This is a genomic window from Gordonia sp. NPDC003376 (genome assembly GCF_053589235.1).
This window is the reverse complement of sequence record NZ_JBSFRM010000014.1, coordinates 75,117-89,557: the sequence shown is the minus strand read 5'-3', so window position 1 is coordinate 89,557 and position 14,441 is coordinate 75,117. Positions and strand designations below refer to the sequence as shown.

Sequence of the window (14,441 nt, the reverse complement as noted above, 5' to 3'; positions counted from 1 at the left end):
CCGGTGGCGACGGTCGAGTGTCATTCGAAGAGCTGTGGTTCAGGCCTTCGAACCGACGACGGATTCGAGATCGCGAAGAATTGCGGCCTTGCCCTTGGCGCCGACGATGGTCTTGGTCGGCTTGCCGTTCTCGAACAAGATCATGGTGGGAATCGACATGATCTGGAAGTCGCGTGCGGTGCCGGGGTTGGCGTCGACGTCGACCTTGGCGACGGTGAGCTTCTCGGAGTGATCGGCGGCGATCTCCTCGAGGACCGGGGCGACCATGCGGCAGGGGCCGCACCAGGTGGCCCAGAAGTCCACCAGGACCGGCTTGTCGGAGCCGAGGACGGCCTCGGCGAAGGTGGCGTCGGTGACGGCGACGGTATTGGCTCCCATTGAGCGTTCCTCCTTGTAGAAGTGTGTGTTGGGGGTAGACGTGCGCGTCGGGTCGTCAGTGCACCGCGTCGACGGTGACGACCTCACCATCGATCGGGGTGGCCTCGATGTCACCCTGCTCGGCGAGCCAGCGCTCGGCGTCGATCGCGGCCGCGCAGCCGCTGCCGGCGGCGGTGATGGCCTGGCGGTAGGTGTGATCGACCAGGTCACCGGCGGCGAAGACACCCGGCAGCGAGGTGTAGGTGGTGCGGCCCTGGACGCGCACGTAGCCCTCGGCGTCGAGATCGACCTGACCGCGGACCAGCTCGCTGCGGGGGTCGTGTCCGATCGCGACGAACATGCCGGTGACGTCGATGGTCTCGGTGTCGCCGGAGCGGGTGTCGATCAGTTCGAGACCCGTGACCGAGCCGTCGCCCAGGACCGACTTGATCGCCGAGTTGGTGACGAACCGGATCCTGTCGTTGTTGCGGGCGCGATCGAGCATGATCCGTGAGGCACGGAACTCGTCGCGGCGGTGGATCAAGGTCACGGTCCGGGCGAACTTCGTGAGGAAGGTCGCCTCCTCCATCGCCGAGTCGCCGCCACCGATCACGGCGATGTCCTGGTCCTTGAAGAAGAAGCCGTCGCAGGTGGCGCAGGCGGAGACGCCGCGGCCGAGTAGCTCCTGCTCACCCTCGATACCGAGGTAGCGGGCAGCTGCACCCATGGCCAGGATGACGGCGCGGGCGCGGTGGGTCTCGCCACCGGCGACGACCTCCTTGACCTCGCCGGCCAGTCGCAGTTCCTCGACGTCTTCCATGCGGAGGTCGGCGCCGAAGCGGATGGCCTGCTCACGCATCTCGTCCATCAGGGCAGGGCCCTGGATGCCGTTCTGGAAGCCGGGGAAGTTCTCGACCTCGGTGGTGGTCATCAGTGCACCACCGAACTGCGTTCCCTCGAAGACGACGGGGGCGAGCTCGGCGCGAGCCGCATAGATCGCCGCCGTGTATCCGGCAGGTCCGGATCCGACGATGATCAGGTCGTGGATCTGCTGGCTGTCTGACTGGGTCAATTCGTCCTCCGTGTGCATGGACTCGCAGCCCGCGAGCGGGCGCGTGTACCGGCTTTCAACAACAGGGTATGCGGAGATGTTCCCCTGGTGGAGCCGCCGGTGCCGCTGTGCGGCCCCGGGTCCTCTCTCCGACGGACCGGTCGGCCGCTCACCGGCCGATGACCGTCCGCGACCGGGTTGCGGGGTTGCCGGTGTCACAGTCGTGGCCGACGACCAGGGCCAGGAACCGCCCGGCGGTCCCGGTCGACAGCAGGATCACCACCTGCGGAGCACCATCGATGGTCACCTCCCCTGACCCGAGGACCGCGGTGGTGGCAGGGATGCCGTTGGCCGTGGTGCAGCGCCGAAGCGCCTCGGGGGAGGAGAACGGAGCGCCGTCGGTACGACCGAGTACCGACAACACCGATACCGTGTCGGGTGGGGCTGCCGGTGTCGACACGGATGGTGCCGAGGTACCCGAAGCAGAGTTATTTGCTTGTGGGGCAACGGAATTGGGTTCCGGACGCAGAAGAGCCACGCCGATCCCGACGATCGCCACCACGATCGCGGCAGCCGCACCGAGGACCGCGAACATCCGCCCGGACCGACGTCGTCGGTGATCGGTGAGCGAGGACGATCCGGCGGCGACCTCGGCGCTGATCGCCGCGAGGGTCTGCTGTGTACGGGCATCCACCCAGTCGGGCACCGGCTGCGGGTCGACCGGAACAGACTTCAGGTCTTCCCGGGTACGGGCCAGCGCGTCGAGTACTGCCTGTGCGCCGGGATCGTCGACGATCCGAGCTCGGATGTGCGCACCGGTGCGCTCGTCGAGGACACCGGCGTCGAGGTCGGCGAGAAGTTTCACGGGAAACGGTGGCTCGGGTAGCGGGTCGCCGGAGAATGTTGGTGCGTTCTCATCGTTCATCACTGCCCTCCCGTCGCTGCGCGCGGGTCGTCGCGTCGGATGACGCGGTCATCATGTCACTCTCCCCTGTCGTCACGTGTGCACCTGATCTCTTGGACGCGCGCGGGGGCGTGATCGGTTCCATCCGATCCGGGATTCGTGTGATTCCCGCATCACGGATCACCGGTCTGGAGATGACGGAGGAGGTTGGCGAGTTTCACCCGCCCACGTGAGCACCGTGACTTGATGGTGCCGTGGGGCACGCCGAGCCGCTCGGCAGCTTCGGCGACCGTGTACCCCTCGAGGTCGATCGCCACGACCGCCGCACGCTGGTCCGGCGGGAGCTCGTCGAGCGCCGACTCGATGGTCACCGCGAGATCGACCCGGCCGAATTCGTCCGAGTCGTCCGACAGTGTCAGTGTGTCGTATTCGGGCAGCGGCACCGTCCGCCGACTTGCATTGCGCCGCAAACGATCCAGTGCGGCGTTGACGACGATGCGATGCAACCAGCTCGTGACCTTGGCATCGGCCCGGAAGGTGTGCGCGGTGCGATGGGCACTCAGGAGTGCTTCTTGGAGTGCGTCGGCCGCGTCGTCGGGATTGCCGGTGGTGCGGTTGGCGACCGTCCACAGATAGGACTGGTGGCGGGTGATGAGGATGGTGAAGGCGGTCGGATCGCCGTGGATGTGGGCATGGAGCAGTTGCTCGTCGGTGCGCTGGTCGTGTGTGGTCCCCCCGGACATGGGGATGAGCGTAATGGCTGGTGGGTGGGGATGAGTGGGTGATGGACCGGTGGTGTGGACGGAGCTGTGGGTGGGGGTGTTTGTGTGGATCGGTTGTGGTCGGGCTGTGGCGCTCGTGGGTTGGTTTCGGTAGTGAGTTCAGCCCCGGATGCTGTGGTGAGGTTCACCCCATGGACGCTCCACCGGCGGGTGCCGGGTCGAGCGTCGGTGACTGTGGTGCAGGAGCATCGGCGAGGCTTGTCGGCGTGGTTGTGCTTGCGCACCAGACCGAGGTGTGGCACCTCTCAGAGAGAATTCATTATGTTGAATAGTGCCGGTTGAGGGTGGGGCGGGGCGCAGCGTGGCGCTGTTGAATCAGTCGCCGTCGACGCGTGAACGTTCCTGTCGTTGCGGTCGAGTGATCGGTCCGACTGATTCATGAATCGACCGGTATCCGAGGCCGGTTACCTCTCAGGGTATTCCGAGGCCAGATTCGGAGTAAACGGACCAAGGGGACGTCATCGACAGGAAAGGTCGGAAATGGGATTCGCCGCCACGTCCAGATAGTGTGATGGAACTTCGACTGAACACGAGGAGCACGTCGCTGATATCGTCAGCTCTCATCCTGAATGGGCTGGGAGGGTTCGATGGGTGAAATAGATCAGTTCGGTGAGGAATCGAAAGACGTCCAAGAGTGGCCAAGAGATTCCGGGGCGCGCGCCGCGCTGCAAGATTTCTTCGACCAGAAACGACTATCGCCGATACTGATCTTTGTGCCCACGATGAATGGAGGAAACCTCGACTTCCGTGGTGCCGATCTTTCTGGATTACTCCTTCTAGGTGCCGAATTCTCCGAAGCAAACATCGAGGGCGTGCGATTTGATCGAGGCCTGCTTTCGGGCGCCTGGATGCATCAAGTGAGGGCCCGAGAGGCGATGTTCAGGAGCGCCGTGATGCGAGAAGTACAGTCGGACGCATCCGACTTTTCGTACGCAGTCTTCGACGGAGCGGAACTCAATGGATCCGTATTCATCGCCTCCGACTTCACGGGTGCATCGTTCTGTGGTAGCCACGTCAGTGACGTAATCTTCGATGAATCGAACCTCCGATACGGCGACTTTCGAGGTTGCACTTTCGGAACTCCCGACGGACGCCATTGGGTCAGTCTGCGTCGCGCCAGAATCCACGGAGTTACCTTGGAAGGAGCACGTGGGGTGGTTTCCGGCCCCGTAGATGTAGGCGATGTTCAAGCTCTCATGCTGGACGGCCCTGACCTCGAAACGTGGCTGACTGAGCGAGGAGCACCGGATCTTCGAGTCCACTCGTCCGCATAGCAATACCTGTAGGAGCAGATCACGACCACGTGGATGAAACGTGACGCGTAGTGGAGTGTGATCGGTGGTGGCAAGGATGGGGAGCAACGCGTCAAGAGCGCCGTGTCCAAGACAGGTATCGGCCGTTCTCGATGACGCCAGGTCGTGGCCGGCGATGCGGTCGAGGATCGTCTGGGAGACACGTTCGGCAGTGTCGCGGCTCTGTTGGTGCTGATCGATTCGTCGATCACCGCGCGGAGTCGGCGGTGGTCTTGTTCTCTTCTTCCGGTCCGGCCGTGCCCGTCGTGATCGCGCGTGGGTTCCCTGCCGGGGATGAGGCTGAACGGACCGGCGATCCCCTGTGAATGCACGATCGACGAGGTACAGAACCGGGACCGGGTCGTGGCCCGACGGAACGACGGACGGTACATGAGATCTACAGGGCGACAACACCACTGGCTCGTGATCGGATGTCTCGGACGCGACGCCCCCGGGTGGTGAGCGCCTCGGCACTCGTCGCGGAAACGAACAACGGTCGTCGTGAAAACTACCTGTGACGAACGAAGTCGCCAACGTTAAATCTCCGCACGCGGTCTTGACATGTGACCCAAGCCACCCTTTAATTCTTGACTGATGGGTTAATCAGTTCAGCTTAGGAGGGCGCCATGCGCAGAAACACCTTTGCGGCCGTTGTGGTTTCGGTCGCTGCAGTCACGTTGTCGGCCTGTGCCTCGGGCTCTGCTACAGACTCCAACTCACTCACCGTCACCATGTGGGGAGGCGCCGGTCAGAAGGCCCACGTGGAGTCCTACTTCCTTCCCTGGGCGGAGGAGAACGGCGTCACCATCAAGCAGGATTCGCCCACTGACTACGCGAAAATCGCAGCTCAGGTCAGTGCGAACAAGGTCTCCTGGGGTGTCGTGGAGGTCGAACCCAACTACGCATCCACCGCTTGCGCAAACGGAACCCTGGAGAAGCTGCCGGCCGACGTCGTCGAGGCGGCCAAGTCCGCAGGTGCACCCGCTGAACAACTGAGCGACTGTGCGATCCCGGTGCTGCAGTACACCTTCAGCATCGCCTACAACACCAACACGTTCCCGGATGCCCATCCGACCACGTGGGCCGAGTTCTTCGACACCGAGAAGTTCCCCGGCAAGCGTGGCTTCTGGAAGTACCCGACCGGCGGGATCTTCGAGGCGGCACTCCTCGCCGACGGCGTCGCACCCGAGAACCTCTACCCGCTCGACCTCGACCGCGCCTTCGCCAAGCTCGACACGATCAAGAGCGACATCGTCTGGTACGACACCGGAGATCAGCAGACCCAGCTGGTCGCCAGCGGCGAGGCTCCGCTCGTGCAGGCCTGGAACGGCCGCATCACCCAGGCCGCCGAGGCGGGCGAGCCGGTGGCCAACGAGTACGGCCAGAACCTCATCTCCTACGACCAGGTCGTCGTGCCGAAGGGCTATCCCAACGCGCAGTTGGCCTTTGACTGGATGAAGTGGTTCCTCGCCAACCCGCAGTCCCAGGCCGACGACGCCGTCGCGTCCTACTACGGCCCTGCCACCCCGGCGGGCGTCGAGCTCATGCCCGCCGGCAAGCGCAACGACGTGGCCGGAGGTGCTGCGGTCAACGACAAGTCCGCAGCCGTGATCGACTACTCGTACTGGGCCGAGAACAACGATGCCATCACCGAGCGGTTCAACAGCTGGATCGCCCGATGACGGCCCAGCTCAGCGAAGTGTCACCGCCACAGGTGACCCCGGCGCCGTCACCCGCGGAGGTCAAGGAAAAGCGCCGGTGGCGCAGGGCATTCGCCTTCGACGGGTGGGGTGCTCTCGCCCTTCCGCTGCTGGTGTTCCTGGGACTGCTGTTCGTGGTCCCCATCGTCGCGCTGATCGCGAAGAGCTTCACCGACCCGACGGTCGGATTCGAGAACTACCGGGCGATCTTCGCCGACTCGGTGTACGTGCGGGTGCTGATCAACACCTTCGTCGTCGCACTCACCGTCACCGCGGTCACCCTGGCGCTCGGCTACCCCTACGCCTACGTCATGACCCTGGTGTCGCCGAAGTGGCGGGCACTGATGATGGTGGTCATCCTCATCCCGTTCTGGACCAGCATCCTGGTTCGCAGCTTCGCACTGATCGTCCTACTGCGAGATACGGGTGTGCTCAACACGATTGCGATGAACGCCGGAATCCTCGACGAGCCGATGCCGATCCTGCGCACGCTGCCCGGCGTCATCTTCGGCATGGTCCAGATCGCCTTGCCGTTCATGGTGCTGCCCATCTACGCCTCGATGCGGTCCATCGATCCCCGGCTGTCGCTGGCCGCCCAGGCGCTCGGTGACCGGCCGTCCGGAGCCTTCTGGCGAGTCTTCGTACCGCTCAGTGCTTCCGGGGTCGCGGCGGGAACACTGCTCACCTTTGTGCAGGCCCTCGGCTACTACATCACCCCGGCCCTGCTCGGCGGCCCGAAGAACATGATGATCGGCGAGCTGATCGTCCAGCAGGTCAGCACGGTCCTTCGATTCGGATTCGCCTCCGCACTCGCCGTACTCCTGCTGGTGACCACGTTCGCACTCCTGGCCATCGCCAGCCGGATCGTCGACGTCGAACGCATCCTGATGGGAATATCATGACTCGGATCATCACGCGGACAGCACTTTTCCTCCTCGCTGCGCTCATCGCGGTCTATCTGCTCCTGCCGGTGCTGCTGGTCATCCCGATGTCGTTGGGTGAGAGTTCGTTTCTGACCTTCCCGCCCAAGGGGCTGTCGTTCCAGTGGTTCCAGGCGCTGATCGACGACCCCACCTGGATGCAGTCCGCGGCGTCGAGCTTCTCGGTGGCCCTCGGCTCGGCGGTCCTGTCGGTGGTCCTCGGCACCCTCGCCGCCCTGGCGCTGGTCCGCGGCCGAATCCCCTTCCGGGGAGCCGTACTCGCCGTGCTGCTCGCCCCGCTGGTGGTGCCGTACGTGATCGTCGGCCTGGCGATCTACATCGCCTTCCTCGAGATCGGACTCACCGAGACCCCGCTGGGCTTCATCCTCGTCCACACCTGCCTCGGCGTCCCCTACGTGATCATCAACGTCGTCGCCGGACTGTCGACCGTCGATCGGCGCCTCGAGATGGCGTCGATGAATCTCGGGGCGAGTCCGCTGCAGACGTTCTTCCGCATCACCCTGCCGGCCATCGCACCGAGCATGCTGGCCGGTGGCCTCTTCGCCTTCATCATCAGCTGGGACGAGGTCGTCGTCGCGATCTTCCTGTCCGGGCCCGACATGACCACCCTGCCGGTGAAGATGTGGTCGGGCATCCGCATCCAGATCGACCCGACCCTGGCCGCGGTGTCGAGCCTCATTCTGCTCATCATCGTCGCGGCATTCGCCCTCAGCGGGATCCTCCGCTTCATCCAGAGCCGCCGCGCTCGTCGCCTGACCTCGGCCAACGCAGGAGCCTGACATGACCACCACCGATTTCACCGCGCCCACCACCGCCACCGCCGGCCACGGGTTCATCAACCTCGAGCGCGTCCGCAAGACCTACGGCCCCGCCGTCATCCTCGACGACGTGAACCTCTCCATGCGCGAGGGCGAGTTCGTCACCCTGCTCGGTGCCAGCGGCTCCGGCAAATCCACCCTGCTCAACATCATGGCCGGCTTCGTCAAGGCGGACTCCGGATCGGTCACCGTCGACGGCGTCGACCTCACCCGTGTCCCGCCGCACCGTCGCGGCCTCGGCATGATGTTCCAGCACTACGCCCTGTTCCCGCACATGAGCATCGCCGACAACGTCGCCTACGGCCTGCGGCGCCACGGCTTCGCCAAGTCCGAGATCCCCGGACTGGTCACCGAGGCGCTGACGATGGTGGAGATGGGCGACTACGCCGACCGCCGCCCGAGCCAGCTGTCGGGCGGGCAGCAACAGCGTGTGGCCCTGGCCCGCGCGATCGTCTACAAGCCGCGGGTGCTGCTGATGGACGAGCCGCTGGGGGCGCTGGACAAGATCCTGCGCGAGCAACTCCAGCTCGAGATCCGTCGACTGCACCGTGAGATGGGTATCAACTTCGTCTTCGTCACCCACGACCAGCAGGAGGCGCTGACGATGTCGGATCGTATCGCCCTGCTGCGCAACGGCGAGATCCTGCAGCTCGGAACCCCCGAAGACCTCTATCAGCGCCCCAACTGCCGCTACACCGCCGAGTTCATCGGCGTGTCGAACTTCTTGAGCGGCAAGACGACCCGTGACGGATTCGTCGAGGACGGCACCGGCCGGACCCTCGCCGTGGGGGCTACCGCCGCCGACGGCTCGGCGCTGATGATCCGACCCGAGGACCTGCAGGTGCACGCCGCGGCCGGCGACGTGCCCACCGGGCTCAACCGGGTGACGGCGACGGTCACCGACTGCGTCTACCTCGGCAGCGACCAGACCGTCATGGCGCGCACCGACACCGGCGTGGAACTGGTCGCCCGCACACCCGTCGGGCGTGGCGACGACCGCATCCGAACCGGCATGAGTGTCGAACTCGCCTGGGACAAAGAGGATTCCCGTGTCCTCGACTGATCGACCCGACCCCTCGAACCACAACAAGAAGGTGACTTTGTGATCACGACCGGAGGCGAGGCGCTCGTCCGCGCACTCGCCGCACAGGGAGCCGACACCGTGTTCGGCATCCCCGGGACCCACAACCTCGGTGCGTACTCGGCGCTGGAACGGGATGGCCTACGCCACGTTCTCGTCCGCCACGAGCAGGGCGCCGGTTACGCCGCCGACGGCTACGCACGCTCCACCGGCCGTCCCGGCGTCGTCCTGACCACCACCGGTCCCGCCATCCTCAACGCGATATCCTCTGCGGCACAGGCCTATTCCGACTCGGTCCCGGTGTTCTTCGTCTCGCCCGGGATGCCGTCGAACCACCCGGGCTTCGGTAACGGTCTGCTGCACGAGATCCGGGACCAGACCGCGTCGATGGCCGCCGTCGTGCACCGCGCGGTCCGGGTGTCCCGGGTATCCGAGATCCCCGCTGCCGTGGCCCAGTTGTGGGGCGAGATGATCGACGGACGTCCGCGTCCGGTCTATCTGGAGATCCCGCTCGACCTGTTCGACGTGACCGCCGAGATCGACGACTACCCGCGTGCGGTCACCGCACAGCACGTCGCCACCGACGACGCGATCGAGCGGGCCGCCGCGGCCATCACCGCGGCACAGTCGCCGATCGTGGTGGTCGGCGGTGGTGCGGGCTCGGCGTCGGAGCAGGTGGCCGCCCTCGTCGAACGTATCGGTGCGCCCGTGCTGACCACCACCAACGGCAAGGGCGCGGTCGCCGACGACCATCCCCTGCTCGTCGGTGCGGGCGTCCAACACGCCTGTGTGCGAGCACTTGTCGAATCGTCGGATCTGCTGGTGGCGATCGGAACCGAGCTCGCGCCGGCCGACTGGTGGTACGGACAGCCCGCCATCTCCTCGATGGTGCGACTGGACATCGACCCGGCCGGGATCCACGCGAACCGCGCCGCCGACGTCGCCGTGCTCGGCGACATCGCCGACTCGGCACCCCGACTGGCCCGACGTCTCCCGGCCCGCGACACCGCGACGACCATCGACGAGATCCGCGCGACGATCACCGCCGAGGCCCGGGCCACCGGCGCCACCTGGGGACCGCTGGTCGATGCACTCGTCGCTGCGACACCGCGCGAGACCGTGATCGCCGCCGACAACGCGATGGCCGTCTACTACGGCACCCTGTCCAACTGGCCGCTGCACCGGGCCCGAAGCTTCCTGTTCCCCACCGGCGCAGGAACTCTCGGATTCGGGTTGCCGGCCGGGATCGGCGCCAAGGTGGCCGACCCCGACGCCCCGGTGATCGTGATCCAGGGTGACGGCGGAACCATGTTCACCGTGGCCGAACTCGCGACGGCCGCCGAACTCCGCCTGCCCCTTCCGATCATCGTCGTCGACAACGGCGGATACGGTGAGATCCGCAACGAGATGGCCGACCGGGAAGAACCCGTCCACGCCGTCGACCTCGGCCACCCCGACTTCGTCGCCCTCGCCCGATCCGTCGGCTGTCACGGCGTCAGCGCGCAGGAACCCGACGACGTCGCCGCGGCGGTCGTCGAAGCCCTGAAAGCCGACCGCCCCACCGTGATCCACGTCCGAGAAGGAGCCCGCGCATGACCGCCGTGGACAGCCGCCCGCTCGCGGTCTACACCGACATCGTCGACACCGACCCCCGGCCGGGTATCGACATCCTCGAACGATCCGGCGTCGCCACCCGCGTCATCGGATCCGCCGACCCCGAGGTCATCGCCCGGGAGGGTGCCGGTGCGCACGCACTGCTGCTCGGCTACTCCCCCATCACCGTCGAGATCCTCGACGCCTTGCCGGACGTGAAAATCGTTGCCGCGCAGTCGGTGGGGACCGACATGATCGACCTCGAGGCCTGCCGTGAGCGGGGCATCTGGGTGACCAACGTCGCCGGTGTGGCCACCCAGGAGGTCGCTGGTCACGCACTTGCCCTCACCCTGGCACTCGCCCGCGGGATCGTCGCGATCGACAACGATGTCCGCGCCGGACAGTGGGACGGCACCACCGTGCCGATGCGGCGCCTGTCCAACCTGACCGTGGGAGTGGTCGGCCTCGGCCGGATCGGGGCGGCCTATGCATCCATGGTGGGACCGCTGGTCGAGAGCGTCGTCGGCTACGACCCGATGGGCAGCGCCGACGGCGTCGAGCAGTCCACGCTGGACGAGGTGTTCGAGCGGGCCGACGTGGTGAGCCTGCACCTGCCGTCGACACCGGAGACCGACGGCCTGGTCGACGCGCGGCGGCTGGGCCTGATGAAGCCCGGCAGCATGCTGGTCAACGTGAGCCGTGGCAGCCTGATCGACGAGCAGGCCGTGCTCGACGCCCTGGACAGCGGCCGGCTCGCCGGTGCCGGGCTCGACGTCCTCGCCGAGGAACCGCCGAACCCGGACCATCCACTCATCCGACACGCCCGGACGATCGTGACCCCGCACGCGGCCTACATCTCCGAGGCCACCATGGACGCCTACGTCGAGGTCCAGGCCAGCAACGTCGCCCTCGTCCTGACCGGTGACGATCCGACACACGTCGTGCTGGAGGGCACTCGTGGTCGGACGAACCGCTGAGCGAGGTCTGACGGGTTCGTCGCCCACCGGCGGCGGCGCGGCATGGGCGGCACCGCTCGTGCTCGTCGCCGTCGCCGCGGCGTGGGGGCTCTCGATCGGGATGTCGAAAGAGCTCGTCGACAAACTGCCCGTCGCCGACTACCTCGCGGTCCGGTACACGATCGGCGTGGCGATCCTGATCGCCCTGTGCCCCCGGGCGGTGAGGGGAATCCGGGGCCCCGAGCTCCGCCACGGCGTGGTCCTCGGCCTGCTGTTCGGGCTCGCGCAGTTCATCCAGTTCGAGGGTCTGTCACGGGCATCCATCGTGGTCGCCTCGTTCCTGGTGTCGCTGTATGTGGTGTTCACCCCGATGCTGCTGGCGATCGCACGTCGACGCCGACCCTCACGGGTCACGGTGATCGCGGCCGCGGTGTCGCTGGCGGGCGTCGCGTCGATGGCCGTCCGCGGATGGTCGTTCGGGATCGGCGAGGCACTCACGGTGCTGTCGGCACTGATCTATGCGCTGCACGTCATCTGGGTGGCCCGCTGGGCCACCGCCGGGAAGGCCATCGCCATCTCGGTGGTGCAACTGGCGGTGCTGAGTCTGGTGTTCACCGTCGCCGCCCTGCCCGGCGGGTTCTCGCTCCCGACGGGCGCCGACTGGCCGGCGATGATGTACCTCGCGACGATCGCCGGCGTCGCGATCGTGGCCCAGGTGTGGGCGCAGACCCGGATGAGTGCGGAGTCGGCGGCCATCATCATGGTGCTCGAACCCGTGTGGGCTTCGGTGTTCGCCGTGGTGTTGTGGAGTGAATCGCCCGATCTGCGCACTATCGTCGGAGGTGCGCTCGTCGTGGCGGCATCGGTGCTGGTGGTCGTCGCGTCGGCACGAGTTCGACCCGGGGACAGAACCAGCCGCGAGACCCTTAGCTGTTCATGACGTCGACGAACGACACGAGGAGAAGAGTATGGCGAGGCCCAATGTGGAGGCTGTTCGCAAGGAGCAGATCCTTCGGTCGGCTCTGCAGCAGCTTTCCGAGCGGGGTGTGGTGGGGCTGCGGGTGTCCGACGTCGCCAAGGGCGCGGGGGTGTCCGGTGGGATCGTCCACTACTACTTCGACACCAAGCTCGACCTGATCCGGGCGGCGTTCGAGGAGAACGCGTCCCAGTCGCTGGAGCGCCGCGCGGCCATCTTCGCCGACGAATCCGCCGATGTCCGGACCACGCTGTACGACCTCATCGACACCTACCTCCCCGCGGACGAGACCACCCGGGAGTCGTGGCGGGTCTGGATCGAGTGGTGGGCCGCAGCGCTGCGCGACGAGGCCCTCGCCGACGTGCACAACGGCGCCTACGAGGTGTGGGCGCAGCGCATGCAGGCGGTGTTCGATCGTGTCGACGGGGCCGACCCGGAGACCTCCCGCACCAGCGCCCACACCCTCATGGCACTGCTCGACGGCCTGACCATCCAGGCGCTGATGGGCTCGTCGGTGATGTCGATCGATCACATGCGGCAGCTGTGTCGGCATACCGTGGATCTCCTGCTCGGGGAGTCCAGAGGTACGTAGGACCGGTGGATACCGGGCTCAGAGCACACCGAACTCACGAACCGTCGATGCCAGTTCGTCCGGGGGGCGCCGTGCATGATGACGCCGTCGACGCCGAGGTCGAACTGGGCGCGAACCCCGGTGGCCGCACATGCGAGCCAGTCATCGGGGATGACCTCACCGAGCCGTTCGAAGGTCTCGGTGTCACCGACGGCGTCGGCTCATCCGGAGAGACCGGCGACCGCGTCGGATCCCGAAACCTCGTCAAGAGGACCGGATCCCATCGGTTCGTGGACACCAGGAGGTCACCGTAGAGCTGGAGGTAGGTGGCCGGTCTCCCGACAGTCCTTCGTAGCCGTGTCGTCTCGTCGAGCTCATCGCTGACGGTGGCGAAGCACGCCCACACCTGCACGGTGTCGGGGTCGCGTCCGGCTCGTGCGGCCGACTCCTTCACGGTCTGCACCGCCCGCGCCGCGGTCTCGTCGGAGAAGAAGGTGCGAAGCACGACGGCGTCGTAGGACCGCCCGGCCATGGCGAGGGCGGCGGGTCCGAAAGCTGTTGTGGCGAGCGGGATGTTCTCGTCGAAGGTCGGGTCGAGTTGCATACTCGGGAAGTGGCCCGGTGTACGCGGAGATCCTCTCACCTCGCCACAGCCGTCGCATCAGATGGGCCAACTCCTCGAGTTGGGCGGTGGTCGTCTGATCCAGGCCGAGGCCGGCGATCTGTGGTCGCAGTCCGCGGCCGACGCCGAGGGTGAACCGTCCGCGGGTCAGCGATGCATGGTGGTGGCGAATGCGGCCGTGACGGCCGGATGACGGGTGTTGATGTTGGTGGCAGCGGTCATGATTCGGATACTCGCCGACTCGCTCGCCCAAAAGACCGTGACCGTGGACGGGGCGTGTCCTGGGACCTGACCCTGATCCTGGACACGTTGAATCCCGCCAGTCGGCGACAACGCCACCGCCGGCCTGACGTTGCACATGATCCCGCCATCGGGTGTGTTCACGCCGCATGCCTGGGATCATCCGCTGCACCTATTCGCCGCCGGCAGTGGCATCACTCCGGTGATGTCGATCCTCCGATCGGCGCTCGGAGAACACGACGGTCCGGTCACGTTGTTGTACGCCAACCGGGACCGTGAGTCGACGATCTGGCACTTCGGTACCCGACAGACTGACCGTTGTCCACTGGCTCGAATCCGAACGCGGGCTGCCGGCCGCTGTCGGCGACGTCATCACCGACGGAACCGGTGAAGCCGTCATCTGTGGTCCAGCGCCGGTCATAGACCTCGTCGAACAGGTCGTGTGTGACCGGGGAGTGCCCCACGACAGTATCCACGTCGAGCGACATGTCTCGCTGACCGGCGATCGGTTCATCCTTGCCGCACACCATGAGAGCGCTGGCGTAGAGGTCAGCGTG

At 66.3% G+C, this 14,441-nt stretch carries 15 protein-coding genes and 1 pseudogene; 10 read left to right on the top strand and 6 right to left on the bottom strand.

What is annotated here, in order from left to right; all coding sequences use genetic code 11:
- Positions 1–39 precede the first annotated feature (39 nt).
- The 4 genes from trxA to sigM all read right to left on the bottom strand — a co-directional run bounded on the left by trxA (position 40) and on the right by sigM (position 3,055).
- Positions 40–378 carry a thioredoxin gene (gene trxA / locus ACWDUA_RS15400; protein WP_449751870.1) on the bottom strand — a complete coding sequence of 113 codons (339 nt, stop codon included), beginning with the start codon at positions 376–378 and terminating at the stop codon, positions 40–42.
- 55 nt (positions 379–433) lie between these two features.
- Complete coding sequence (trxB, locus tag ACWDUA_RS15395) at positions 434–1,429, bottom strand: thioredoxin-disulfide reductase (RefSeq protein ID WP_449751869.1); 996 nt, start codon at positions 1,427–1,429, stop codon at positions 434–436.
- A gap of 148 nt (positions 1,430–1,577) precedes the next feature.
- Positions 1,578–2,333, bottom strand: a complete 756-nt coding sequence (locus tag ACWDUA_RS15390; protein ID WP_449751868.1) for a hypothetical protein — start codon at positions 2,331–2,333, stop codon at positions 1,578–1,580.
- Between the two features lie 152 nt (positions 2,334–2,485).
- The gene (sigM, locus tag ACWDUA_RS15385) at positions 2,486–3,055 is read right to left on the bottom strand and encodes an RNA polymerase sigma factor SigM (protein WP_449751867.1); all 570 of its coding nucleotides are present in this window, start codon (positions 3,053–3,055) and stop codon (positions 2,486–2,488) included.
- Between the two features lie 626 nt (positions 3,056–3,681).
- Between sigM and ACWDUA_RS15380 the strand changes: the two genes are divergently transcribed.
- From ACWDUA_RS15380 to ACWDUA_RS15340, 9 genes are all read left to right on the top strand, one after another.
- A complete protein-coding gene (locus ACWDUA_RS15380; RefSeq protein ID WP_449751866.1) occupies positions 3,682–4,368 on the top strand; it encodes a pentapeptide repeat-containing protein in 687 nt (228 codons plus the stop codon).
- A gap of 779 nt (positions 4,369–5,147) precedes the next feature.
- On the top strand, positions 5,148–6,068 hold the full coding sequence (locus ACWDUA_RS15375; RefSeq protein WP_449751865.1) for an ABC transporter substrate-binding protein: 921 nt from the start codon (positions 5,148–5,150) through the stop codon (positions 6,066–6,068).
- On the top strand, positions 6,065–6,988 hold the full coding sequence (locus tag ACWDUA_RS15370) for an ABC transporter permease (protein WP_449751864.1): 924 nt from the start codon (positions 6,065–6,067) through the stop codon (positions 6,986–6,988). The genes ACWDUA_RS15375 and ACWDUA_RS15370 overlap by 4 nt, the downstream gene beginning before the upstream one ends.
- A complete protein-coding gene (locus ACWDUA_RS15365) occupies positions 6,985–7,806 on the top strand; it encodes an ABC transporter permease (protein ID WP_449751863.1) in 822 nt (273 codons plus the stop codon). Before ACWDUA_RS15370 ends, ACWDUA_RS15365 begins: the two co-directional genes overlap by 4 nt.
- Position 7,807: 1 nt before the next feature.
- Complete coding sequence (locus ACWDUA_RS15360) at positions 7,808–8,908, top strand: ABC transporter ATP-binding protein (protein WP_449751862.1); 1,101 nt, start codon at positions 7,808–7,810, stop codon at positions 8,906–8,908.
- Positions 8,909–8,947: 39 nt separating this feature from the next.
- Positions 8,948–10,522, top strand: a complete 1,575-nt coding sequence (locus tag ACWDUA_RS15355) for a thiamine pyrophosphate-binding protein (protein ID WP_449751861.1) — start codon at positions 8,948–8,950, stop codon at positions 10,520–10,522.
- A complete protein-coding gene (locus ACWDUA_RS15350; protein WP_449751860.1) occupies positions 10,519–11,496 on the top strand; it encodes a C-terminal binding protein in 978 nt (325 codons plus the stop codon). The genes ACWDUA_RS15355 and ACWDUA_RS15350 overlap by 4 nt, the downstream gene beginning before the upstream one ends.
- Positions 11,477–12,415, top strand: coding sequence for a DMT family transporter (locus ACWDUA_RS15345; protein WP_449751859.1), 939 nt, complete (start codon positions 11,477–11,479; stop codon positions 12,413–12,415). Before ACWDUA_RS15350 ends, ACWDUA_RS15345 begins: the two co-directional genes overlap by 20 nt.
- A gap of 28 nt (positions 12,416–12,443) precedes the next feature.
- On the top strand, positions 12,444–13,043 hold the full coding sequence (locus ACWDUA_RS15340; RefSeq protein ID WP_449751858.1) for a TetR/AcrR family transcriptional regulator: 600 nt from the start codon (positions 12,444–12,446) through the stop codon (positions 13,041–13,043).
- Between the two features lie 34 nt (positions 13,044–13,077).
- Here ACWDUA_RS15340 and ACWDUA_RS15335 read toward each other — a convergent pair whose 3' ends face one another.
- Positions 13,078–13,626 carry an LLM class flavin-dependent oxidoreductase gene (locus ACWDUA_RS15335; protein ID WP_449751857.1) on the bottom strand — a complete coding sequence of 183 codons (549 nt, stop codon included), beginning with the start codon at positions 13,624–13,626 and terminating at the stop codon, positions 13,078–13,080.
- 67 nt (positions 13,627–13,693) lie between these two features.
- Positions 13,694–14,035 (bottom strand): annotated as a pseudogene (locus tag ACWDUA_RS15330) (hypothetical protein); the annotation flags it as partial.
- Between ACWDUA_RS15330 and ACWDUA_RS15325 the strand changes: the two are divergent.
- Positions 14,003–14,275, top strand: coding sequence for a hypothetical protein (locus tag ACWDUA_RS15325; RefSeq protein ID WP_449751856.1), 273 nt, complete (start codon positions 14,003–14,005; stop codon positions 14,273–14,275). The pseudogene ACWDUA_RS15330 and the gene ACWDUA_RS15325 sit on opposite strands and share 33 nt — an antisense overlap.
- The last annotated feature ends 166 nt before the right edge of the window (positions 14,276–14,441 follow it).